General features: G+C 68.9%; 20 protein-coding genes and 1 tRNA gene. 12 read left to right on the top strand and 9 right to left on the bottom strand.

Annotated features, from left to right (window positions below; translation table 11 throughout):
* The first annotated feature begins 37 nt into the window (after nucleotides 1-37).
* Entirely contained in the window at nucleotides 38-367 is a 330-nt protein-coding gene (locus WA640_RS13930; protein WP_335988345.1) for a PadR family transcriptional regulator, read from the top strand.
* Nucleotides 368-370: 3 nt separating this feature from the next.
* Entirely contained in the window at nucleotides 371-913 is a 543-nt protein-coding gene (locus WA640_RS13935) for a hypothetical protein (RefSeq protein ID WP_335988347.1), read from the top strand.
* Nucleotides 914-1,013: 100 nt separating this feature from the next.
* On the opposite strand, the gene WA640_RS13940 is transcribed toward WA640_RS13935, so the two are convergent.
* Both WA640_RS13940 and WA640_RS13945 read right to left on the bottom strand, forming a co-directional pair.
* Nucleotides 1,014-1,313 (bottom strand): hypothetical protein, encoded by a 300-nt coding sequence (locus WA640_RS13940; protein ID WP_335988349.1) that lies wholly within the window; start codon nucleotides 1,311-1,313, stop codon nucleotides 1,014-1,016.
* A 4-nt stretch (nucleotides 1,314-1,317) separates the two neighbouring features.
* On the bottom strand, nucleotides 1,318-2,640 hold the full coding sequence (locus WA640_RS13945) for a hypothetical protein (protein ID WP_335988351.1): 1,323 nt from the start codon (nucleotides 2,638-2,640) through the stop codon (nucleotides 1,318-1,320).
* Nucleotides 2,641-2,894: 254 nt separating this feature from the next.
* Here WA640_RS13945 and WA640_RS13950 point away from each other — a divergent pair, with 254 nt between their 5' ends.
* Nucleotides 2,895-5,270 (top strand): Hsp70 family protein, encoded by a 2,376-nt coding sequence (locus tag WA640_RS13950; RefSeq protein WP_335988354.1) that lies wholly within the window; start codon nucleotides 2,895-2,897, stop codon nucleotides 5,268-5,270.
* A gap of 127 nt (nucleotides 5,271-5,397) precedes the next feature.
* Nucleotides 5,398-6,198, top strand: coding sequence for a J domain-containing protein (locus WA640_RS13955; protein ID WP_335988356.1), 801 nt, complete (start codon nucleotides 5,398-5,400; stop codon nucleotides 6,196-6,198).
* A gap of 128 nt (nucleotides 6,199-6,326) precedes the next feature.
* Here the strand turns inward: WA640_RS13955 and WA640_RS13960 are convergent, their stop codons facing one another.
* A complete protein-coding gene (locus tag WA640_RS13960) occupies nucleotides 6,327-6,866 on the bottom strand; it encodes a PH domain-containing protein (protein ID WP_335988358.1) in 540 nt (179 codons plus the stop codon).
* Nucleotides 6,867-7,457: 591 nt separating this feature from the next.
* Between WA640_RS13960 and WA640_RS13965 the strand changes: the two genes are divergently transcribed.
* On the top strand, nucleotides 7,458-8,702 hold the full coding sequence (locus WA640_RS13965; RefSeq protein WP_335988360.1) for a hypothetical protein: 1,245 nt from the start codon (nucleotides 7,458-7,460) through the stop codon (nucleotides 8,700-8,702).
* 132 nt (nucleotides 8,703-8,834) lie between these two features.
* Complete coding sequence (locus WA640_RS13970; RefSeq protein WP_335988362.1) at nucleotides 8,835-10,325, top strand: hypothetical protein; 1,491 nt, start codon at nucleotides 8,835-8,837, stop codon at nucleotides 10,323-10,325.
* 183 nt (nucleotides 10,326-10,508) lie between these two features.
* Here WA640_RS13970 and WA640_RS13975 read toward each other — a convergent pair.
* Both WA640_RS13975 and WA640_RS13980 read right to left on the bottom strand, forming a co-directional pair.
* A tRNA-OTHER gene (locus WA640_RS13975) sits at nucleotides 10,509-10,571 on the bottom strand.
* Nucleotides 10,572-10,590: 19 nt separating this feature from the next.
* Nucleotides 10,591-11,517 carry a helix-turn-helix transcriptional regulator gene (locus tag WA640_RS13980; RefSeq protein ID WP_335988363.1) on the bottom strand — a complete coding sequence of 309 codons (927 nt, stop codon included), beginning with the start codon at nucleotides 11,515-11,517 and terminating at the stop codon, nucleotides 10,591-10,593.
* Nucleotides 11,518-11,676: 159 nt separating this feature from the next.
* On the opposite strand from WA640_RS13980, the gene WA640_RS13985 reads away from it, so the two are divergent.
* The 3 genes from WA640_RS13985 (at nucleotide 11,677) to WA640_RS13995 (ending at nucleotide 14,111) form a co-directional block, all read left to right on the top strand.
* On the top strand, nucleotides 11,677-12,510 hold the full coding sequence (locus tag WA640_RS13985) for an oxidoreductase (protein WP_106363918.1): 834 nt from the start codon (nucleotides 11,677-11,679) through the stop codon (nucleotides 12,508-12,510).
* 59 nt (nucleotides 12,511-12,569) lie between these two features.
* A complete protein-coding gene (locus WA640_RS13990; protein ID WP_335988366.1) occupies nucleotides 12,570-13,364 on the top strand; it encodes an SDR family NAD(P)-dependent oxidoreductase in 795 nt (264 codons plus the stop codon).
* Between the two features lie 96 nt (nucleotides 13,365-13,460).
* Nucleotides 13,461-14,111: a TetR/AcrR family transcriptional regulator gene (locus WA640_RS13995; protein WP_335988369.1), complete on the top strand. Its 651-nt coding sequence runs from the start codon at nucleotides 13,461-13,463 to the stop codon at nucleotides 14,109-14,111.
* Here WA640_RS13995 and WA640_RS14000 read toward each other — a convergent pair.
* The 4 genes from WA640_RS14000 to WA640_RS14015 all read right to left on the bottom strand — a co-directional run bounded on the left by WA640_RS14000 (nucleotide 14,104) and on the right by WA640_RS14015 (nucleotide 18,378).
* Entirely contained in the window at nucleotides 14,104-14,919 is an 816-nt protein-coding gene (locus WA640_RS14000; RefSeq protein WP_106363921.1) for a carbohydrate ABC transporter permease, read from the bottom strand. The genes WA640_RS13995 and WA640_RS14000 overlap by 8 nt on opposite strands.
* Nucleotides 14,916-15,827 carry a carbohydrate ABC transporter permease gene (locus WA640_RS14005; protein ID WP_335988372.1) on the bottom strand — a complete coding sequence of 304 codons (912 nt, stop codon included), beginning with the start codon at nucleotides 15,825-15,827 and terminating at the stop codon, nucleotides 14,916-14,918. Before WA640_RS14005 ends, WA640_RS14000 begins: the two co-directional genes overlap by 4 nt.
* Nucleotides 15,824-17,119, bottom strand: a complete 1,296-nt coding sequence (locus tag WA640_RS14010; protein ID WP_335988374.1) for an ABC transporter substrate-binding protein — start codon at nucleotides 17,117-17,119, stop codon at nucleotides 15,824-15,826. The genes WA640_RS14005 and WA640_RS14010 overlap by 4 nt, the downstream gene beginning before the upstream one ends.
* A 233-nt stretch (nucleotides 17,120-17,352) precedes the next feature.
* Nucleotides 17,353-18,378, bottom strand: a complete 1,026-nt coding sequence (locus tag WA640_RS14015; protein ID WP_335988376.1) for a LacI family DNA-binding transcriptional regulator — start codon at nucleotides 18,376-18,378, stop codon at nucleotides 17,353-17,355.
* Nucleotides 18,379-18,555: 177 nt separating this feature from the next.
* On the opposite strand from WA640_RS14015, the gene uxaC reads away from it, so the two are divergent.
* From uxaC to WA640_RS14030, 3 genes are read left to right on the top strand one after another with little or no spacing between them, the layout of a single operon-like run.
* Nucleotides 18,556-19,950: a glucuronate isomerase gene (gene uxaC / locus WA640_RS14020; RefSeq protein ID WP_335988377.1), complete on the top strand. Its 1,395-nt coding sequence runs from the start codon at nucleotides 18,556-18,558 to the stop codon at nucleotides 19,948-19,950.
* The gene (locus WA640_RS14025) at nucleotides 19,947-21,245 is read left to right on the top strand and encodes a mannitol dehydrogenase family protein (protein ID WP_335988378.1); all 1,299 of its coding nucleotides are present in this window, start codon (nucleotides 19,947-19,949) and stop codon (nucleotides 21,243-21,245) included. Before uxaC ends, WA640_RS14025 begins: the two co-directional genes overlap by 4 nt.
* The gene (locus tag WA640_RS14030) at nucleotides 21,242-22,453 is read left to right on the top strand and encodes a glycoside hydrolase family 1 protein (protein WP_335988380.1); all 1,212 of its coding nucleotides are present in this window, start codon (nucleotides 21,242-21,244) and stop codon (nucleotides 22,451-22,453) included. Before WA640_RS14025 ends, WA640_RS14030 begins: the two co-directional genes overlap by 4 nt.
* Nucleotides 22,454-22,460: the final 7 nt, after the last annotated feature.

Raw genomic sequence — 22,460 nt, forward strand, 5'->3', positions numbered from 1 at the left:
ATTGACAACCTAACTCTAACTAATTAGAGTTAGGTGTATGGAGAAGACGCCGTTCAAGGTCACTGCGGCGACCCTTGATGTCCTCGAGGTGCTGCTGTCCGGTGACGACGAGCTGTATAGCTTGAAGATCGCCAAGATGATCGGGCGGCCCGCCGGCTCGGTCACCCCGATCCTCATGCGCCTTGAGCGTTGCGAGTGGGTCAGCAGCTATTGGGAGGATGACGAGGGTGATCGTCGCGGCCCGCGGCGTCGGTTCTATGTGCTTGATCCCGATCACCTCGCTGCCGCGCGTGCGGTGCTCGCTGAGCGTCGGCCCGCGAGCAGGTCTGGTGTCGACGGGTTTCGCCCTGGTCTTGCGGGAGCGTGATCGATGGAGCTGCTGTTCCTGATCGTTCTGCTTCCGCTGCTGCTCGCGGAGGTCGGCGAGGTGTCTCCTTGGGCGGCACGCCGCCTCATCCGCTGGGCCGCCCGCCTGTTGGGCGAGCGCGGGACCGTTGAACGGTTCAGCGAGGAGTGGGAGGCGGAACTCGAAGCGATCCCGGGCAAACTTCTAAAACTGGGTTATGCCCTCGGTCGGGTCCTGCTGCTGCCCTTGACGCTCCGAGAACTGCGAGCAGTCTCGATCGCCCGAGGGAAGCCCGCTGGGGCGGCGGCCAGACGTGGAGGGATTACCGCGGAGGAATACGCTGACCTGGTGCGGCAGCATCACGCCCGGTTGGGGGCATACGGCATCGATCATTTTCAAGTGCTCGGGCATGGCAAGTCGGTCCTGGTTCACTTCATCGACGGCCGCGTAGAAGAGACCCGAGATCCCGAAGCGCTGGAAGCGCTCGTCGAGGATCTGCGCAGCTATGCCCGCCGGAACCCGCAACAGCAAGACACCGCTCAGGGTCCGAGGAAAGAAGAGAAGTAAAGCGAACTCCTTGGTGATCATGGGATTCACAGGGATTGCCCGCGGTCCCGGCCGGGCGCGTGTGCGCGACAGCTGCTGGGGCCCGCCGGTCCGGACCTCATCAGATCGCCTCGAATATCCACGACCACATGCAGATAACGACAATGATCGTGAGCAGGCCGAGGAACAGGCCGGTGCCGCCGGTGCCGCTGCCGTCCCCGCCGCGGTTTCCCGACGTTGCGAGGCCGACGATCCCGAAGATGACGGCCAGCAGTGCCAGGGGGATGGCGATGAAGACGTTGAGGACGGGTATCCACGAGAAGACGATGAGCCCGATCAGGCCGAAGACGAGTGAGGCGACACCGAAGCCGTTGCCCCGCCTCGGGGGCGGATAGGGATGGGGATAGTAGGGGGAGTACACGGCATCACCCCACAGCCGGTTGTGTGAAGACCTGACCTGATTCGGTCATGCCGACGCCCAGGTACTCGTTCACGATGTAGGGCGCCATGCCCGGCTCGACCTCGATGTCGGCGCCTGTCGCGGCGTCAAGGACCACCGCCCCGTTCTCGGTGGACCCGTAGACGGCGCCGTGCCAGACGGCTGTGACGGCGGGGGCGATGCGCCCGCTGTCGGGCAGCGACCAGGCGACCTCGCCGGTCTGGGCGTCATATCCGACGACCTGAGTGCCGGTGTCGTAGCTCCAGCCTCCGCACACGAGCACCGCCTCGCCGTCGAACAGGCAGCCGTAGGCGCTGTACTCCTCGTAGACCTTGATCGCCTCGCCGCTGGCGACATCGAGGAGATGGAAGGACTCCGCGTACTCGACCTCGCCTGAGAACCACACGTAGGTTTCGGGGAAGGTCACGGCCGCGATCCCCGGTGCCGCGGCGTAGGACCAGCCGCAGTCGCGGTCGGGAACATTCCAGGCTTCGATCCCGGTGACACCGTCGAGGGCTTTGTAGGAGAAGACGGTCTCGTCGAGGTCCGCGTCCGGGTTCGTCTCGCAGCCGAGCACCGTGCCCTCCATGTAGAGATGCGGGGTGAAGTGGTCTTGGCGCCAGCGGGTCTCCCGCGTGGCCATGTCCACGGCGATGGCCTGGGTGTTGTCGTCACTGGAGGCGCTGCCCCCGGTGGCGGCGAGGATCGCCGTGGTCGCGTCGGCCCCGATGACGCGCACGTCCATCTCGTAGTCCGGGTCGTACTCAGCCAGGTCGACCTGCGCGGTCCAGACGATCTCCCGGGTGTCCGTGTCGGCTGCGACCAGTTCGAGGAGGATGCCCGGAGCCGTGGTACCCGTGGTCTCCTTGTGGACGATGAACGGCACCAGCGCCAGCGTGGCGCCGTCGGTCTCCACGATGGTCGGCGGCTCCTCGATGTGCGCCACTGCCGGTCCGGGGCCGCCTTCCTCAGGCGCCCCTGGCGGCGTGAGGAAAACGAACTCTTCGCCGCTGAGGGCGTCGACGAACGCGATGCCGTCGGAGTGGGCGACGATCGCGTCGGTGCCGTGCAGCACCAGAGGCGGCAGGCTGTCCTCCCGGTACGGCGTGTCGATCATTGCTTGACTCGCTTGGTCGAAGACGGTGGGCGGGTCGAACGCGGTGAGTGCCGGTTCAGAGGACGAGGAGGCCGTTTCGCCCTCGGCGACCTCCTCGGGGCTGGAGATGGTGCCTTGCTCACTGCATGCCCCCAGAAAAGCCAGAGCTATGGTGAGCCCGCCGGTCAGGTGGGCCTTTGTCCGCAGCGCCATGCCGTCCACTCCTTCGCCGTAGCGTAAGTCACGTGACTGACAGCATACGGTGGCGTGTCCACATGAGCGGCAACGAAAGCCGCAGGCGCATGCGGCACCAGCCCCCATTCCGAGGCTGGGCCGGTCGGCCCCGCTCCGTCCTAGCGGTGAACGCTCCGGACGCCAGGTCCGAGCCGGATCTGCTGCCGGATGGTCCCGTTCTGGTTGCCGCCCAATGCACCCGCGGCCTGGTCGGCGGTCACTACAGTGGATCCATGTCCTTTTCGAGCCCCCTTCGACCTGCCTCGATCAGCATCGACTTCGGCACCTCGCACACCGTTGCGACCATCCGGCGCCCGGACGGGCGGGTCCATCAGCAGCTGTTCGACGGTTCGCCGCAGCTGCCGTCCGCGGTGTACATCGACGACGAAGACGGTCCGGTCGTCGGTGCCGACGCCGTCCATTCCGGCCGCCGCAAGCCCGAGAGGTTCGAGCCGAACCCCAAGCGGCGCATCGACGACGCACAGCTGCTCCTCGGCGAGACCGAGATCCCCGTTACCAGCGTGGTCGCCGCTGTCCTCTCGCGTGTCGCCCGCGAATGCGAGCAGACCCTGGGCTCGCTCGGCCCCGTCACCGTCACCGTTCCCGCCGCCTGGGGCCCGACCCGCCGCCACGTCGTCATCGACGCCGCCGCAGCGGCCGGCCTCGGCCAGGTCGACCTCGTCGCCGAACCCGTCGCGGCCGTCTCGTACTTCGTGGAGTCCCTCCGCGTCGATGTCCGGCCCGGCAACGGAGTTGTCGTGTACGACCTGGGCGGCGGCACCTTCGATGCGACCGTGCTGCGGCGCAGTGCGAGCGGCTTCGACGTGCTCGCCGTCGACGGCGCCGACGACCTCGGCGGGCTCGACTTCGATCAGGCCCTCGCCGAATATCTCGAGGTGAGCGTGCAACCCGACGATGCTCGCTGGCAGCGCCTCACCAATCCGGTTGAACCCGCTGAGGTACGCCACCGCATCGCCTTCATGGACGAAGTGCGTCAAGCGAAGGAGCGCCTGTCGCGGTCGGCCTCCACTGACCTGACCATCCCGCTCATCGACATCGACGCCCACCTCACCCGCGAGGAGCTCGAACAGGTCTGCGCGCCGCTCGTGGAGCGCACCATCCGCATCACCCAGGGCGTGATCCGCGAATCCGGCCTGGCCAAAGAACAGATCTCCGGGATCTTCCTGGTAGGCGCGGCCAGCCGCATGCCGCTGGTCGCGACGCTCCTGCACCGCGAGCTCGCCATCGCCCCCGCCGCCATCGAGCAGCCCGAACTCGCCGTCTCCGAAGGCGGCCTGGTCGCCCAGCACACCATCAGCACCCCGATCTCGGACCCGAGCCCGGCGCTGCCGCCGCAGACCTCCCAGACGATGCCGTTGCCGAGCCCGTCGGCGCCGCTTCCGGTTTCGCAGCCGACCCCGCAAAGCGCACGACCGGGCCACTCGACAAGCCCCCACTCGCAGATGCGCCCCGCCGCGCCCGTCGGCAGCGGCTCCTGGTTCAAGTCCAGACCGGGGGTCACCGTGCTCAGCGCCGTCGCGGTCATGGTCGTCCTGGCCTTGGCCGCCGTGATCCTCCTCCAGTCCCTGCCCGACAAGGAGGACGGCGACTTGACCACCGGCGGTGCCCAGACCGAGGACACCTTGTCCACCGACGACAACTCGGCCGACGCGAGCGAGGACCCCTTGGCCGACTCCGCCCTGGGTGATCTCGTGGTCACCATGGGCCAGGCCCACGTCGGCGCGGTCCACCATGTGCGCACCGGCCAGATCGACGGCGTCCCGGTCGCGGTGACCGGCGGCGAGGACAGCCTGATCCGAGTCTGGAATCTGGCGACCGGCGAACCGATCAGCACCTTCCAGGGCCACCAGGACGGCATCGAACACCTCTCTGTCTTCGACTACGAAGGCCGATCCGTGGTCTTCTCCCGCGACTCATCGACCGAAGCGGTCTGGTACCTCGAGGACCCGGACAACCCGGTCGCCTTCCGCGAGTCGGGCCGCAACACGATCTACTGGGTCGGTATTCGCGGCTCCGATCCGGTCTACGTCACCGACCACGAAGTGCACCACCTGCTCACGGGCGAGGTGGTCGGCGACGTCGCGCTCGCCTCCGCCGACTTCAGCTGGCTGACCTACATCGACGACACGTTCACCCAGGTCGGCACCTACCAGAACCGCATGTTCACAGCGGACACGGCCACCGGCGACACCACCGGACGGACCTTCGACCAGCTGGACGCCGAAGTCATCGCCTTCGCCCTCGGCGGCGCCCACGGGAAGGTGCTGGGACTCACCGTCACCGGCGACGGCTCCGTCCAAGCCTGGGACCTGAGCGCCGCCGCACCGTACGGTAACGCCGGGCACGAATCGCATCAAGCGGTCAATGCCGCTCAGCTGTTCGAACTGGACGGCCGGGCCGTCGCACTCCTCCAAGGCGACAAGGGCCTGACCCTGCACGACCTGGACACCGGCGAACCGATCGGCGAGACCTTCGCTCCGCACACCGGTGAGACGGCGCTGACGTCGACGGCGACCGGCGCGATCGACGGGCACCCGGTCGTCGTCACCGGCATCATGGCCGGTGAAGTACAGGTCTGGAGCCTGTAACTCCAAACCAGAACGCCGGTGGAGCCCCTCGGCCGCGACCCCTGGACGTGACATCAAGCGACTGTCGCATCGGGTCGATAACATGGGAGGTTCCGCACTGCCGCAAGCAAATCCCTCAGGAGCGCCGATGCCGGATCTGTACGAACTCCTCGACCTTCCCGAAGACGCCGACACCGACGCCATCGAAGAGCGCCTTCGCGAGCAAGAGCGAACCTGGGCGCACCTCGCCCGCGACAGCGATCCGGCCGTGCGTGGACGGGCAGGTCAGGTGCTCGCCGACCTCGTGCGGGCGCGCGAGACACTGCTGGATCCCGAGCGCCGAGCCGCGTACGACAACAGGCGCGCCGAGAACCCCGTTCCCGCACCGCCACAGGTTGTACCGCCACCGGTGATGTCCTATCCCAACGGGCAATTCACCGCCGCCTCCTCCTACTATCCGCACCCCGCAGCGATGGCGCCCATGCCGAGGCGTCGGCCCGCGGCTGCGGGAGCCGTCCTCGCGCTGTCGGGCGCGCTCCTGATCACGATCGCCACCTTCATGCCCTGGGATCCGAGGCTGTCCGGGGCCGGGAACTACTGGGACCAGGTCTCGTCCGAGGACAGCTTCGGAGCCGACTCGCTGCCCGGCATGCCTCTGGTCGCCATCTCGTTGGTCCTGGTGACTTTGTTGTGGGCGTTGTACTTCGCCAGTTCCACCCCGAACCAGGGCCTGGTCTGGGCACTCGTCGGGATCGCCGGATCGGTGCTCCTGCTCCCGATCGCGTTCGGATCCCTCGGGACCATGGGTGGAAACGACCCCTATCTCGACTACTACGGAGTGGAACAGGGAACCCGGCCCGGCCCGATCTTCGCCGTCATCGGAGTCCTGCTGGTCTTCACCGGCAACTTCACCGCGATCGCCCAAAACGCCTCAAGGACCGGCCGCTGAAGAGTCGGGTGCTCCACAGCCCAAACCTTCGGCCCCTCCCACCGGTGGGACCGGTCGTGGATCGGTCAGGGCCACACCGGTGCTGCGTCCAGGACAGCGGTTGACGGTTCGCTCTCCTCCGCCGGAGGTCACAGTTGCGATTCGTCGCGCCCTGCCCTCGGAGCTCGCATTTCAATGAGCCGGTATATTTCAGCACGGACTTGACGCGGGTGATGGATGTAGCGAAAGCGAACCTCGGTGTCCGATGCCGACGATTTGAACCTGAGGTCGCCGTAGCGGAACAGCCGCGCGATAGGCGACTGATGATACTCAATTGCCGTGATCTGCATGAGCGGCACCTCGCTCCCTTTGCGGCTGAGGACCACCCATTGGAGGACCACGCGGTCGGTGGTGACGAGGTAGCGAGTCGACAGGATTCGCAGCGGTACGGCAATCAGGTCGAAGACGTTCCTGATGAGGACGACGCCGTCGACTGTGACTACGGCGGCGTAAAGAGCGAGTCCCGGTCCGTCAAGGTTTTCCGCCGAAGCGGCGATCGAGGCGGCGATGGCATAGACCGCAAGGCAGATGGCGATCCTGGCGCAGGCTCCCAGCAAGGCCAGCCAATGCGGACGTCTGAAGAATCGGATCTCTTCGTTCGGGGCGAGTACGTTCTCCGGGAACGGCATGGTGCCTCCAGGGGAAAGGGGCGGGTCGGGGGTGTCAAAGCCCAAGGTACCCAACCGATGCTTCTCGCCACGATGACCGCAGCGCACATGTCGAGCTCGCCGAACCGGGAGTGGTGCAGGTCGTCCTCGAAAAGCCGAATGTCGCAGCCGGGAGCTCGTCGCGCAGGCGCCGGACCACGTCCGGAAGCAGCATATTGGACGCCTTCGGGAAGGCGTCAGTACCGATCCGGCCGAAACAGGAAGAGGACGGCGGGCGCCCACGGTCGTGAGCGCCCGCCGCCGGTCATCTAGATCCGTGCCGAGTACTTCTTCGCGCCGGCTTCTCGCAGGACGGTCTTCACGCTCGAGAGATTGATGCCGTACCACGCGGGGCCGCCTGGAAAGGCTCACTGACCGACTGAGAGTCAACGTTGAAGCCGATCGAGCACCACGTGGGGAAGCTCGTTCCCAGGGTGGTTGCTCGCCTCGCCTCGACAGCCCGGGTCCCAGTACCCTCATTCGCCCACGATCTCAACCCAGTCTTTACCTGAGCGCTGACATCGCGCAGGAATCGACTCCGCACGAACACAACCAGAAGAACTAGCATGGTCTATGGCCACCTCTCATCCCATGAGTCCCTCACCGACACCGTACGGTTCGGTCCGGGATCTGCCGACGTTTCAACAGCTCTCGCAGCAGTTGTTGAGTATGAATGCCCTCTCGCTGTTCTCTTCCCGGCTGCGAGCCAAAGCCGCCGAGCATCAGCAACTCCTGGACCATCTCGTCAGTACCGTTGACGACTTCTACGAACAGCTCGGCGCGCGGAACTGGATCTTCCATGCCCTGCTGAGCACCAAGAATGTTCGCTTGCTGCTGGACGAATCCGCCGAGGCGGAGGGGCGCTTTATCGCGCTGTATCAGGATCTCCGGACGCTCAGGTGGTGGATCTCGACACTGAATCGGCAGCCGGGATTCCAGGTCCGGATGCGACAACTCAGACAGGCGCTTAAACATTACGAGGACAGGCAGTTCGACAGCTGCACCCTGCACTTGATCGCGGTCATGGACGGATTCGTCAACGACTTCCAGCCAGCGGTGCGTAAGGGGTTCCATGCTCGGGACGCGGAGGACATGACGGCCTGGGACAGCGTGGTGGGACACCACATGGGCCTGACCCACGTCCTAAAGACCTTCAACACCTCGAAGAAGCGACGGGTCGACGAAGAGGTCTTCGAAGTGTTCCGGCACGGGATCGTCCACGGCACCGTTGTGAATTTCAACAACATCGCAGTTGCGACGAAGGCATGGAACATGCTCTTCGCCGTCGCCGACTGGGCCACCGCCACAACGAAAGCGGCAGAACCCCCTGAACCCCAACCCGGATGGCCTGAAGCCATCCAGGGACTGCAGGAGCTCGGACGGCGCTCCCGATACAAGGAGGGATTTGCGGCACGGCGCCTGACTGCGGATGCCCCGACCTTCGACCAAGACCCCGTCACTTCTCGGGCCCGCGCACTACTCGAAGCCTGGGAACGTCGCCAGTGGGGCAAGGTCATGGCCTTCCTTCCCCCTAAAGACGCCCAGAAAATGGGGACGAGACTGGCCATTCAGATGATCAAGGACACGCTCAGCGAGGACCTGGTCCTCCACCACTGGGCGCTCACTTCGATCGACTACAACCGCCCGTACTGCGCCGACGCTGAAGCTGCGGCAGCGGTGAACGGCGACGACGGACTCCTGCGCATCCGATTCAGCAACCATGATGCGCACGGCACCATCAGCGTGCCCGGTACTCCCGGCACCGACTGGTACGTTGCGCTGTGGACGCCGAAACAGTTCTTCTCTGCTGAGAGCTAACGCAGCGGAATAGATCGCGAGGTTGAAAGGTCACCGCAGGGCACCTCGACACGCGGCAGTGAAAGAACGCCCGCAGGCTGAGCGAGCTGCGAGCATGGGCACTTCTGCACCCGGCGAGTTGGAGGAGCCTCAATGGCGCGAACATCACCCCCGCTGAACGAGCGCCAGCGCTCGACGTTGCGGTTGATCGGGGATGGGGATGATCTCAGCGGGGATGACCGGGTGGGTTTGCGGATCACGGCTCGCTCGCTTGCTTCCCGCGGCCTGGTGACGGTTCGCAGGACCGGCGGGAAGTGGCGGGCGACGATCACTGAGGCAGGCCGGGACTTCCTCGATCAAGGCGGCGCCCAATCTGGGGACACAAGACGGGCATCTGAATTCGGGTCGCCGCCGAGGCAGCAGCGGCGTGTACTCGGCGAGGATGCGAAGTCGGGTCCGGGCCTGAGCGCGCGAACGCATTCCGCTGCTCCTGGGGCTCGTCGCCAGGAGGCGCTGTCGCTGGTGGAGCGTCTGGTTCGGGACCGCAGGATCGTCATCGCCGATCCGGATCAGTCTGAGCGCGGGCACTGGCGCAAGACCGTCCACTATGCGAAGCGGTACGGACTGTTCCCTGACGGTCAGTTCATCGGGTGCACCGGGACCGAACGCGGTGACTTGACCATCGCGCTCGTGGCAGGCGCCCATCCCAATGCCGCTCGCAAGCGCGCCGCGAAACTTGCGCCGGTCCCGGTGCCGCAGCGCTTGGACCGTCTGCACCCGGTCGTGGCCCGGCTCCGTGACGATGCCGGGAAGCTCGCCATGTCGAAGCCGCTCCGGCACCGGGCCCTGCTGCTCCTGCAGGCGCTCGCTGCGGCCGCCGAAGGACGCGGCTGGCAAGTCCGGGATCGCTCGGGCGAGGCCGAGCCGCACTACAGCGGGCACCGCCGACAGTCAGAGCATCGTGAAGGCTGGATCTGGGTGGAGGTCGAGGGGTACTCGTACCAGGTCACCATCGAGCAGGAGTTCCCGCAGACGCTCGATGCGGTCAAATCGCAGACGCTCAAGATCGAACTGCCCCATACAAAATCGGGCAGCCGGTGCCGTTGGGCCGACCGCAAGACGGGCACGCTGGAGGATCGCCTGCCCGAAGTCCTCGATGGCCTCGCTACTCGGGCGGCAGAAGACCGTGAGCGCATCGCGATCGAGGCACAGGAGGCGGCTGAGCGGCAGCGCGCCCGCGAGAAGGCCGAAACGGACGCTCGCTCCCGAGCGTTGTCCCAGTTCAATGCCGAGACGCTCTACCGGCAGGTGGCGGCGTTCGAACGCGCTCGCGCGATCAGCGCCTACTGTGACGTGCTGGAACAGCGCATCGAGGCCACTGACGCCCCCGAATCGGACCGGGAGAGGGCCATGGCCTGGCTCGCGTGGGCCAGGGCCCACGCCGCCGAGATTGACCCGTTCCGAACCTTGCCGACCATGCCCGAAGCTCCCGAATTCACGCCGGAAGACCTGAAACCTTTCATCGCAGGAAGCGAAGCCTTTGGGACCGAAGGAATGTCGATCACACACAGCGCGGCCCGGCCGCAAGATCTCAACATGGTCTGGCTTCACCTTCTGGCCCAAAAACCATACTTTCGGAGGTAGAACATTCACATTCAATATGCACTATTTGCCTGATTAGTACTATTTAACTGAAATGTCGGGCCACGCTGGGGCCACAGATCGGGCCGTTTCCAGTCGGATTCAGCCGGTCGGAGCCGGACAAGAGGAAACCCCGCCTTCCAGTATTCTTCCTGGTAGACGGGGTGTTTCGCCTGGTGATGAGGGTGGCCAGGGCCGGGGTCGAACCGGCGACCTTCCGCTTATCGGACGGACACCCCAGAAACTCACGGACCTGCGATCGCGATCGTCACTCCGCGCCCTGTGATCCCGGAGGTTCTGTGGGGTTGAGGCGGAAGTCGCGCTTGGGAGTGAGGGTCCCTGCTTCGGAGTCGCGGATGGTGGTGGCTCGCCAGCTTGCGAGCATGCGCAGAGCGGCGTCGGAGTCGGGGTCGGCGGCGGTGTAGACGAAGACGGTCTGGGTCTGGTCTTCCTGGAGGGTGAACGCCTCCCATTCGATGGTGAGGGCGCCGACGACGGGATGCTGGAAGCGCTTAGTGCCCGAGGTGCGGCCCTGGGGTGCGGGGCGGGCCCACCAGGTGCGGAATTCGGTGCTGGTGGTGGCGAGTTCGCGTACGAGCGCGGCGATCTGCTGGTCGCGGGGCCTGGCGGAGGCTTCGAGCTGGAGCACGCCGACGAGCTCGGCTGCGACCTGGGCCCAGTCGATGTAGAGGTCGCGGGCGGCGGGATCGGTGAAGATCCAGCGGAGCAGGTTGCGGTCGTCGGGTGCGCGGGCGGGGAAGTCGGCGAGAAGGGCCCAGGCGAGGTCGTTGCCGTCGAGGACTTCCATGCGGGGGCCGAGGACGAACGCGGGCTGGTTGTCGAAGGTGCGGATCATCTTGCGGATGCCGGGGCGAACGGCGGGCAGGCCCGGGTCGCCCGCGCCGGGGCCGGTGGCGGGGCGAGCGAGGTTGTACAGGTAGTCGCGTTCGGCCTCGTCGAGCCGCAGGGTCCGGGCGATCGCGCCGAGCACTTGCTCCGAGGGCGTCACGGGCCGCCCCTGCTCCAGGCGCACATACCAGTCGAGGCTGACCCCGGCAAGGAACGCGACCTCCTCGCGGCGCAGCCCGGGCACGCGCCTGGTCCCGATGGTCTCGATGCCTGCCGTCTCCGGGGAGACCTCGGCGCGTTTGCGGGTCAGGAAGGCGCTGAGCAGTTCGTTTCTCCTGGCGGCCATCCCCCGATTGTCCTCCGAACGCGCAGCGGGATCCACGATCCCGGGTAGGACGCCCGGTCCTAGGGTGTTTCGACCTCTTACGGGCCTCTGACCTGGGCGGTAGCGTCGGCGCGGTCCGGCCGGGACCCCGGTCGGCTACTGCGAGAGAAAGGCACCACCGTGCTCACCTGGTTCATCACCGGCGCTTCGAGGGGATTCGGACGCGCCGTCGCGCTGGAGGCGCTGCGCCGCGGCGACCGGGTCGTGGCGACCGCCCGCGACACCGACGACCTCGACGACATCGTCCGGGCGGGCGGGGACCGCGTCCTGGCCGCGGCGCTCGACGTGACCGACCCCGCGCAGGTGGCCGCGGCGACCGGTGCGGCGCTGGAGCGGTTCGGGGCGGTGGACGTGCTGTTCAACAACGCCGGGATCGGCTACTTCGCAGCCGTCGAGGAGAGCGACGAGGCCGAGGTACGCCGCATGGTCGAGATCAACGTCTTCGGCCTGGCCGCGGTCACCAACGCGCTCCTTCCGGCGATGCGCGAGCGCCGTTCGGGCACCGTCCTGAACGTGTCCTCGGTCGGCGGCGTGCGGTCCTTCCCTGCCGTGGGCTGGTACAACGCCACCAAGTTCGCCGTCGAGGGGCTCTCGGAGGCGCTCGACCAGGAGGTGGCGCCGCTCGGCATCCGCGTGGTCCTGGTCGAGCCCAGCGGGTTCGCGACGGACTGGGCCGGGTCCTCCGCTGCCGAGGTCGCGCCCGAGCGCGAGATCGCCGACTACGACCAGACGGCCGGGGCCCAGCGGCGATCCTTCCGCGACACCGCAGGCAAGGAGGCCGGGGACCCCGAGCTCGCAGCGGTCGCCATTGTGGACGTCGCATACGACGAGCACCCGCCAAAGCGCCTGCCGCTGGGGAACTTCGCCTACGACGGCCTGCTGGAAAAGCTCGACGCCGTCCGCGCCGACGTGGCGCCCCGCGAAGCCGTCAGCCGCGGCGCCGACCGCGCCTGACACTGATCCGGGAGCGGCGGCGCTCGCCGCTCCCCACGACCGAACACCGGGAGACCGCCATGAACCCCGCAGCCGACAACAGACCGCTCGCCCTCGTCACCGGCGCCTCCGCGGGCATCGGGCTCGAAATCGCCCGAGAGCTCGCCCGCCGCGGCTTCGACCTGGTCGTCACCGGCCGCTCCGACCGCACCGACACGGCCGCAGCGGAACTGCGAGCCCTCGGCGCCACGACGTGTCCCGTCCGCGCCGACCTCGCCTCCTACGACGGCGTCGAGGACCTCTGGGCGCGGACCCGGGCGCTGGGCCGCCCGCTGGAGGTCGCGGTCGTCAACGCGGGCATCGGGATCGGCGGGGCCTTCGCCGACATCGACCTGGCCGACGACCTCGCGCTCATCGACCTCAACGTCAAGTCCGTGGTGCACCTCGCCAAGCGCGTGGTGGCCGACATGATCCCGCGCGGGCGCGGCCGCATCCTCATGACCTCCTCGGTCTCGGCGACCCAGCCGACCCCGTACGAGACCACCTACGGGCCCTCGCGGGCCTTCGTCTACATGTTCGCCGAGTCCTTGCGCGCCGAACTCCTCGAACACGGCATCACCGTGACCGCGCTCCTGCCCGGCGCCACCGACTCGGACTTCCACGCCAACGCGGGCATGGGCGCCACCCGTTTCGGCGACAACTCCTGGAAGAACGACAAGCGCCTGGTCGCCCGCCAAGGCGTCGACGCACTCCTAGCCGGGAAAGACGCCGTCGTCGGCGGTGGCCGCGCCACCAAGTTCGCCGCCTTCCGCAACCGCTTCCTCCCCGAACGCGTCAAGGCCGCCCGGCACGCCCGCATGGCCCGCCCGAGCTGATCGAGCACGGAGCGCTGCTTCCTGCGAGCGGGCTCGCGAGCCGTAGATTGGTTCCGCACACTCCTTGGAAGCGGCATGCGGAATGGACGGAACCGGATGGCAGGGCGACGCGGCCCGTACGGCAAGTCGCAGGTCAAGCGCGAGCTGCTGGGCAGGTCGGCACTGCGGTTGATCCAGGAGAAGGGGCACCGGGAGGTGACCGTGGCGGAGATCGCCGCCGACGCGGGCGTCAGCGAGCCCACGGTGTTCTACCACTTCCCGAGCAAAGAAGGGCTGCTCATCGCGGCGCTCCAGCAGTTCGACGACGACCACATCCGGCCCGAGGGCGGCGAGGCCGGGGCGGTCGCGGACATGGGGCCGCGAGCGGAGGCCGGGGTGCAGCGCACGCACCATGCGCGGCTGTTCGCGGAGATGGCGGGGGCGGCGACGGACCCGGAGCATCCCGCCAACGAATACTTCCGGAACCGCCACCAGCGCTCGATCCGGGTGGTGTCCACCGACATCGCGCGGCTCCAAGGGCTGGGGATCGTGCCGGAGGACGTGGAGCCCGCCGAGGCCGCGAGACGGATCCTCGCGGCGTGGAGCGGGCTTCAGCTCCAGTGGCAGCACGGCCCGGAGTTCGACATCCGGGGCGCGCTCGAAGCGGTCGTGGACGCGGTGCTGGGGCTCACCCCCGAACGGCGGGCGGCGCTGGAGCGCGACTTCGCGGCCGGACCGGGGTCCGGCCGCGAAGCGGAGATCACTTGATCGCGCCCGCGCCGATGCCCTGGACGATGTGCCGCTGCGCCATCAGGTAGAAGACGATCACCGGCACCACCGAGATCGCGGTGGCGGCGAGGAGGATCTGCTGCTGCGGGGTCTCCGCCGACGTGAACGCCGTCAGTCCTCGCTGGATCGGCATGAGCGCGTTGTCGTCGAAGATCACGAGCGCCATGAGGTACTCGTTCCACGCGCCCAGGCCCTGGATCACCGCGACCGCGGCGAGGCCCGGCCGCGCCAGCGGCAGGATGACGCTCGCGAAGATCCGCAGCGGCCCGGCGCCCTCGATCGCCGCGGCCTCTTCGAGCTCGCGCGGCTGGCTCACGAAGAAGCTGCGCATGATGAGCGTCGACATCGGCACGCCCGAGGTGATGAGGATGAGCACGTACCCGACCGGGCTGTTGCTCAGCCCGAGCGAGACGAGGAGCTTGTACTGGGCGAGGAACATCGCCGGGGCCGGGATGATCATGACCGCGAGGATCACGAACGTGAAGAGCCCCTTCCCGGCGAACTCCAGCCGCGCCAGCGCGTATCCCGCGAGGCTCGACGCGACGAGGATGCCGAGCACCGCCGTCCCGGTGTAGAGCACGCTGTTGCGCAGGTACACGCCGAGGTCGCCGTCCACCCAGGCGGTGACGTAGTTCCCCCATTGCGGGTCGGCCGGGAGGAACCGCTCGTTCGAGAGCAGTTCGGGGAGGGTCTGGAGGGACCCCGAGAGGATCCACGCGAGCGGGAGCAGCGCGGTCAGCGCGGCCATGGTGAGGAGGCCGTAGAGGCCGATCTTCCCCGCCTTCACGGGCGCCACCGCCTTCCGGTGAATGCGAGCTGGAGGAGCGACAGGAGCACCAGCGCGCCGCCGAAGACGACGGACATCGCGGCGGCGCTGCCGTAGCGCCAGTTGACGAACGCCTCGTTGTAGATCGCGAGGGTGGGGACCATGGTGTGGTAGCCGGGCCCGCCGTTGGTGAGCACTTGGACGGTGCCGAAGATCTGGAGCGCGGCGAGCAGGGTCAGGAGGCTGACGATGGAGGTCACCGGGGCCAGGTGCGGCCAGGTGATGGAGCGGAACCGGGCCCAGCGGCCCGCGCCGTCGAGGGAGGCGGCCTCGTACAGCTCCTTCGGCACGTCCTGGAGTCCGGCGAGGAACAGCAGGAAGCCGAAGCCCCAGTGGAACCACACGAAGACGGCGGCGACGGCCGGGAGCGCGACGTCGGGGTCGCCGAGCCAGTTCTGCTGGAGCGCACCGAGTCCGACCAGTTCCAGGGCGCGGTTGAGGACGCCGGAGCTGGGGGCGAGGATGCTGGAGAACAGGAGGCCGACCACGACGACCGAGAGGACGCCGGGGAGGTAGAACACAGTGCGGAAGAAGGTGCGGCCGCGGGTGATCGCGTTGACGGCGACGGCCATGGCGAGGGCGATGCCGTTGCCCGCGACGAAGCCGACCGCGCCGAAGACGAGGACGTTCCGCATCGAGGCCCAGAAGGTCTGGTCGCTCGCGATGAACTCGTAGTTCGCCAGGCCGACCCAGGGCGCGTCCGGGCTCACGCCGTCCCAGGACTGGAAGCTGAGCAGGATCGCCTGCACGAACGGGGTGATGGTGAACAGGGCGATGAGTGCGACGGCGGGGGCGAGGAAGGCCCAGCCGAGGAGGTTGCGGCGGAGCGCGCGTTTCGCGCTCCGCGGGCGGACGGGGAGGGTCGTCATGACGTGCGGTCTTGCGCAGCCTGGATGTTCGCGAGCGCTTCGTCCACCGTGGATTCGCCGAGGACGATCCGCTCGGATTCGGCGACGATGGCGGTCTTGACGTCGGTGGTGAAGGTCGCGGACATGAGCTGGATCGTTTCAACGCCCGCGGCGAAGCCGGTGAGCTGCGCGGGCACGGCGTCGCTGGCGAGGATCTCGGGGTTCGCGGGGAGGATGCGGGCGTCGGTGGCGAACGCGGTCTGCTGCTCGGGCGCGGTGAGCCACTTGACGAACGCGAGGGCGTTGTCGGCGGCGGCGCTCTTGGGGTTGATGACGGCGCCCTTGCCGGGGACGCCGGGCGAGCGGGGCGGCTGCGCGCCGCCGTCGGCGGCGAGGATGCCGATGGAGAAGTAGTCCTCGAACTCGGGGTTGGTCTTGAATCCCACGGAGACGCCGGGCGAGGCGTCGAAGATCGCGGCCGTCGACTGGGTGAAGAACGCGGTCTCGACCTCGGGGTTGTCGCCCTGGCCGCCGAGGAGCGCGCCGTTGGCGATGACGCCGGCGTCCTTGAGGTCCACGAGGAACTGGAAGGCCCCGGCCCAGGCGTCCTGCTCCCAGGGGTCCTCGCCGTTGAAGGTGGCGGCGATCTGGTCGTCGGTGAGCCAGTTGGAGGCGGCGGCCTGCACGAGCTGCGGGGTGAGAGAGGCGGCGACGGCGAAGTTCCCGCCTCCGGCGTTCACGAGCGCGTCGATGAACGCGCCCGTGGTGGCGGGGGCGTCCGCGGCGGTGAACCCGGCGAGGGCGGGGTTGATGAGAAAGCCGTAGGTCTGGGTCTCCCAGTGGACGGTGTAGATCCCGGGCGCAACGTCGAGGTTGTTGCCCTCCTCGAAGGTGGACATCTCGATGATGGCAGGGCTGAAGTCGGCGCTCCAGCCCGCGTCGAGCTCCTCGGTGAGGTCCTTGGCCCAGCCCGCGCGGTAGAAGGAGGCCATGTCGGTGGCGTTGAAGGAGGAGTAGACGTCGGGCATCTTGCCGGACTGGGCGTTGGCCTGGAGTTTCGGGAGGTAGTCGGCGGGTCCGGGCGAGTCGACGGTGATCTCGACGCCCTGCTCCTCGCTGTACTGGGCGGCGAGCGCGGTGAGCACGGCCTCCTGGCCGCGGGACTGGTTGAGGAAGGTGAGCTTGTTCGGGTCGCCGGTCTCCTCGCTCCCGCCGCATCCGGCGAGGGCGAGGGGCGCCGCGGCCATCGTGCCCGCCGCGGCCAGGACGCTGCGGCGGCGGAGGGGGTTCGTGGTGAAGGGGTTGCGGTTCATGGACATCGGTCCTCATCGTTGAAGCCAGAGGCGGTGCCGGATCCGGCAATCGGATGCCGCCTTGTTCAGTACCTGAAAATCTCGTATGACTGGAATACGGGAGGGCCTATTCTGTCAATCGATTGCCAGTTTGGCAATAGGCCGCGCCGATCAATTCTGAGTCGACTGTAATTTTCGTGGACGGAGCGTAGCACCCCCGGGCCGAGGGCTCAAGCGACGGGCCGGGGCCCTGGTCAGGAGCGGACGGCTGCGATGGACTCGCGGTCGATGAAGCGGGTCGGCAGTGCGGCGCCCACCTCGGCGGGGGCGCCGTCGATCTCGGTGAGGAGGCGGCGGGTGGCCCGCTCCCCCAGCTCGCCGAGGGGGCTGCGGATGCTGGAGAGCGCGGGCGTGGGCAGGTCGGCGCCGAAGATGTCGTCGAACCCGACGATGCTCAGCGACTCGGGGACGGCGACGCCGCGGTCGCGGCTGGCGCGCAGCAGGCCCAGGGCGATGAGGTCGTTGTAGGCGAACACGGCCGTGACGTCGGCGGCGACGATCCGCTGGAACGCCTCTGCGCCGCCGGCGCGGGTCGGCTCGGTGGACTTGATCTCCACGATCGAGAGTCCCCAGGAGACGGCCAGGTCGAACAGGGTCTGCCAGCGGAGCGTGTTCATCCAGGACGCCTCGGGCCCGGCGAGGTAGGCGATGCGCCGGTGGCCGCGCTCGCGCAGGGCCCCGAGCGCGGCCTCGATGCCGGGGGCGACGTCGGGGACGACGGCCGGGACGCCGTCCACGAGGCGGTTGACGACCACGAGCGGCTTCACCGAGGAGAGCTCGCGGATGTCCTGGTCCCCCAGGCGGGAGCCGACCAGCAGCAGTCCGTCCACAGAGGTCTGGAGCCGTTCGGCGATCGAGCGCTCCAGGCGGGCCGACTCCTGGGAGTCGGCGAAGATGAGCGTGGAGTCGGCCTCGGAGGCGATGTGCTCGGCGCCCCTGACCAGGTCGAAGTAGACCGGGTTGGTGATGTCGGAGACGACCAGGCCGAGCGTGCCGGTCTTGCCGGTGGGCAGCGCGCGGGCCATGGGGTTGATCCGGTAGCCGAGCTCCTCGGCGGCGTCGCGGATGCGGCGCTCGGTGGTCGCGTTGAGGCGGCCGGGCTTGTTGAGCGCGCGCGAGACGGTGGACGGGCTGAAGCCCGTGTGCCTGGCGATGTCGTAGATCGTCGCCGGGGCCTTGCGGTCGCCGCGGACGGAGGCAGCTGCGTCGGACTGGTCCACGCCTCCCCTTTCACGCTTGTTGCCAGGGTTGTCAACCCGCTGGCGGAACGGTGCTTCGTGCCGGGTTCCGGCTCTCGGACGTGCCGATCATATCGGAGGATCGCCCGAGGACGGTTCCCGGGATCGCGAACTGGCAATCGGTTGACACATGTTCAGTCACGTGCTTGAATGGCGCACATGCTCCAGTCCCCACCCCGTGCGGCACACCGCCTGCTTCCTGTCGATCCGCAGGTTCGGGCCATCGCGGCGGACCTCTACGACCGGGTTGCGCAGGCGCCGGTCATCTCGCCGCACGGCCACGTCCTGGTCGAGTGGCTGGCAACCGATGTCCGGTTCCGTGACCCCGTGGACCTCATCGTCACCCACGACCACTACGTCACCCGGCAGCTCCATGCGTCCGGAGTCGACCCGGCCGGGCTCGCCGCGACCGCCGAGCACGATCCGCGGGCGGCGTGGCGCACCCTGAACGACCACTGGCACCGCTTCGCCGGGACCGCCTCCGGGTACTGGATCGAGGAGTCGCTCGCCGAAGTCCTCGGGATCGGGCTCCCGCTCGGGCCCGAGCACGCCGACGAGGTGTACGACGCCGTCGCCGAACGGCTCGCCCGCCCCGAGTTCCGGCCCCGGGCCCTGTTCCGGCGCTTCGGGATCGAGTTCCTCGCCACCACCGACGACCCGCTGGACGACCTCGCGCACCACGCCGCGCTCGCGGACGCCGGACTCGGCGGCCGCGTGGCGCCCACGTTCCGCCCCGACCGGTACACCGACCCGGGCGCGGCCGGATTCGCCGGGAACGTCGAGCGGCTCCTGGCCGCCACCGGGAGCGCCGCGACCTTCGCGGGCTACCTTGCGGCCCTTGAGGAGCGCAGACACCACTTCATCGCGCACGGCGCGGTCTCCGCCGACCACGGCGTGGAGGAGCCCTACACCGCCGACCTGGAACCAGGGGACGCGGAGCGGCTGTTCCAGCGCGTGCTCGCCGGGACCGCCGACGCCGCGCAGCGGCGCGAGTTCCGAGGCCACATGCTCGTCCAGATGGCGCGCATGAGCGTCGAGGACGGCCTGGTCATGACCCTCCACGCGGGCGTGCTGCGCAACCACTCCACCCCGGCGTTCGAGCGGTTCGGGCCCGACGCCGGCCACGACATCCCCGTGCCCACCGACTTCGTGCGGGGCCTGCGGCCGCTCCTGGAGCGCCACGGCCTCGCCAAGGACTTCCACCTGGTGCTGTTCACCGTGGACGAGACCACCTATTCGCGCGAGATCGCGCCGCTCGCGGGCTTCTACCCGAGCGTCTACATCGGCGCGCCGTGGTGGTTCCTCGACGCCCCCGACGCGATCACCCGGTTCCGCTCCGCCGTCACCGAGACCGCCGGGTTCTACCGCGGCTCCGGGTTCGTCGACGACACCCGCGCGTTCCTGTCGATCCCGGCCCGCCACGACACGGCCCGCCGCGTCGACGCCGGGTTCCTCGCCCGGCTCGTCGCCGAAGGCCGCATCGCGCTCCCCATGGCCGAGCGGATCATCGACGACCTCGTGTGCGACCTCCCGCGGGAGGTGTTCAAGCTGTGACGATCCCCCTCGACCGCACCGCCGTCGGCGGGACCGCGCCCGACGTGCGCATCGTCCACCTCGGACTCGGCGCGTTCCACCGCTCGCACCAGGCCTGGTACACCGCGAAGGCCGGGGACGGCTGGGGCATCGCGGCCTACACCGGCCGCCGGCCCGACGCCGCGCACCTGCTCGCGGCCCAGGACGGGGTGTACACGCTCGTGGAGCGCGGCGCCGGCAGCGACCGCTGCGAGCCGATCGGCAGCATCGTCCGCGCCGTGCCCGGCGACGACGTGGAGGACTTCGCCGCCGCGGTCGCCGACCCGGCCGTCGCCGTGCTGACGATGACGATCACCGAGGCGGGCCACCGGCTGACCCCGCAGGGCGAACCCGACTTCGACGACCCCGAGACCGCCGCCGACCTCAGGATGCTCAGGGACGCAACCGGACTGCCGCGGACCGCGCTCGGACGCGTCCTCTACGGGCTCGACCGGCGCCGTCGGGCCGGGGCGCCGCCCGTCGCCGTCGTCCCGTGCGACAACCTGCCCGGCAACGGCGAGACCGTGCGCCGGGCCCTGACCGGCCTCGCCGAGGCGGCGCTGCCCGAACTGGCGGCTGCGCTGCCGGCCCTGGCCTCGTTCGTGTCGACCTCCGTCGACCGGATCACGCCGCGCACCGCGAAAGCGGACCTCGACCTCGTGCGCCGCGCGACCGGCCGCAGCGACCGCACGCCCGTCGTCGCCGAGCCGTTCAGCGACTGGGTCCTCAGCGGCGAGTTCCCCTCCGGGCGGCCCGCCTGGGAGCGCGCGGGTGCGCGATTCTCCGCCGACATCGCCCCTTGGGAGGCACGCAAGCTCTGGCTCCTCAACGGCGCGCACTCGCTCCTCGCCGCCTCCGGCACCCTCCGCGGCCACGCCACGGTCGCCGAGGCCGTCGCTGACCCCGTGTGCCGCAACCAGGTCGAGGCTCTATGGGACGAGGCTGTGCGGCACCTTCCCGACCTGGGGCTGCGGGAGTACCGGGGCGCGCTGCTCGAACGGTTCGCGAACCCGCGCATCGAGCACCGGCTCGCCCAGATCGCCGAGGACGCCGAGACCAAGCTGCGCATGCGGATCGCGCCCGTCGCCCGCCTCGAACGCCGGGCCGGGCGCACCGCGGCGGCGTGCGCGACGGCGCTCGCCGCCTGGTCCCGCGCCACCGGCGGCTGGCTCGACGACCTCGCGCCCGACCTCGCCGCCGACCCCGTCTTCCGCACCGCGTACGCGGATGCGGCCGAAACCCTCACCAGACCGACCACACAGGAGTCTCACCGATGAGCACCTTCCCGACCGGCTTCCTCTGGGGCGCTTCGACCGCGCCGCACCAGATCGAGGGCGGCAACCTGAACAGCGACTTCTGGGCCAATGAGGCGCGCATGCCGGGCATGGAGCGCAGCGGCGACGCCTGCGACTCCTACCACCGCTACCGCGAGGACATGCGGCTCCTCGCCGACCACGGGTACAACGCGTACCGGTTCGGGATCGAGTGGGCGCGCATCGAACCCGAGCCCGGCATGGTCTCCCGCGCCGAGCTGGCGCACTACCGGCGCATGATCGACACCGCTCTGGAACTCGGGCTCGCGCCCGTGGTCACGCTGCACCACTTCACGAACCCGCGCTGGTTCGCCGAGGCGGGCGGCTGGCTCGCGCCGGAGGCGATCGACCGGTTCCGATCCTATGTGGATACCGTAGTGCCGGTCCTGGACGGCGTCGAGTGGGTCGTGACCATGAACGAGCCGAACATGCTCGCGATGATGACCGGCCTGGCCGTGAAGATGCAGCAGGCCGCCGAGGCGGGCGCCGAATGGCAGAGCCCCACCGTGGACGAGGGCCCGCGCCCGCCGCTGCCCGCCCCTGACGTCGAGATCGGGAGGCGCTTCGTCGAGGCCCACCACGCGGTGCGCGACCTCGTGCGCGAGCGCACCGGCGCGAAGGTCGGCTGGTCCGTGGCGAACCGCGCGTTCGAGGCCCGGCCCGGCTGCGAGGAGAAGAAGCGCGAACTTGAGTACATCTGGGAGGACCTCTATCTGGAGGCCGCCCGCGGCGACGACTTCGTGGGCGTCCAGTCGTATTCGGCGCAGTGGGTGAACGAGGACGGCATCGAGCCGTACCCGCCGCACCCCGACAACACCTTGGTGGGCACCGCGTTCCGGCCCGACGCGATCGGGATCGCCGCGCGCCACACCGCCGAGGTGACGGGCCTGCCGGTCCTGGTCACGGAGAACGGGATCGCCACGGCCGACGACGCGCGCCGGATCGCCTACACCGAAGGGGCGCTCAAAGCGCTCGGCGAGGCCGCCGCCGACGGCGTCGACGTGCGCGGCTACCTGCACTGGAGCCTGCTCGACAACTACGAGTGGGGCCACTGGGGGCCGACGTTCGGGCTCGTCGCGGTCGACCGCGAGACGTTCGTGCGCACGCCGAAGCCGAGCCTCGCGTGGCTCGGCGGCATCGCGAAGACCAACGGCGCGAGCCTCACCGACTAAGGAGCCG

Source organism: Glycomyces sp. MUSA5-2 (assembly GCF_037034145.1).
In the GTDB taxonomy this organism is placed as follows: Bacteria; Actinomycetota; Actinomycetes; order Mycobacteriales; family Micromonosporaceae; genus Glycomyces; species Glycomyces artemisiae.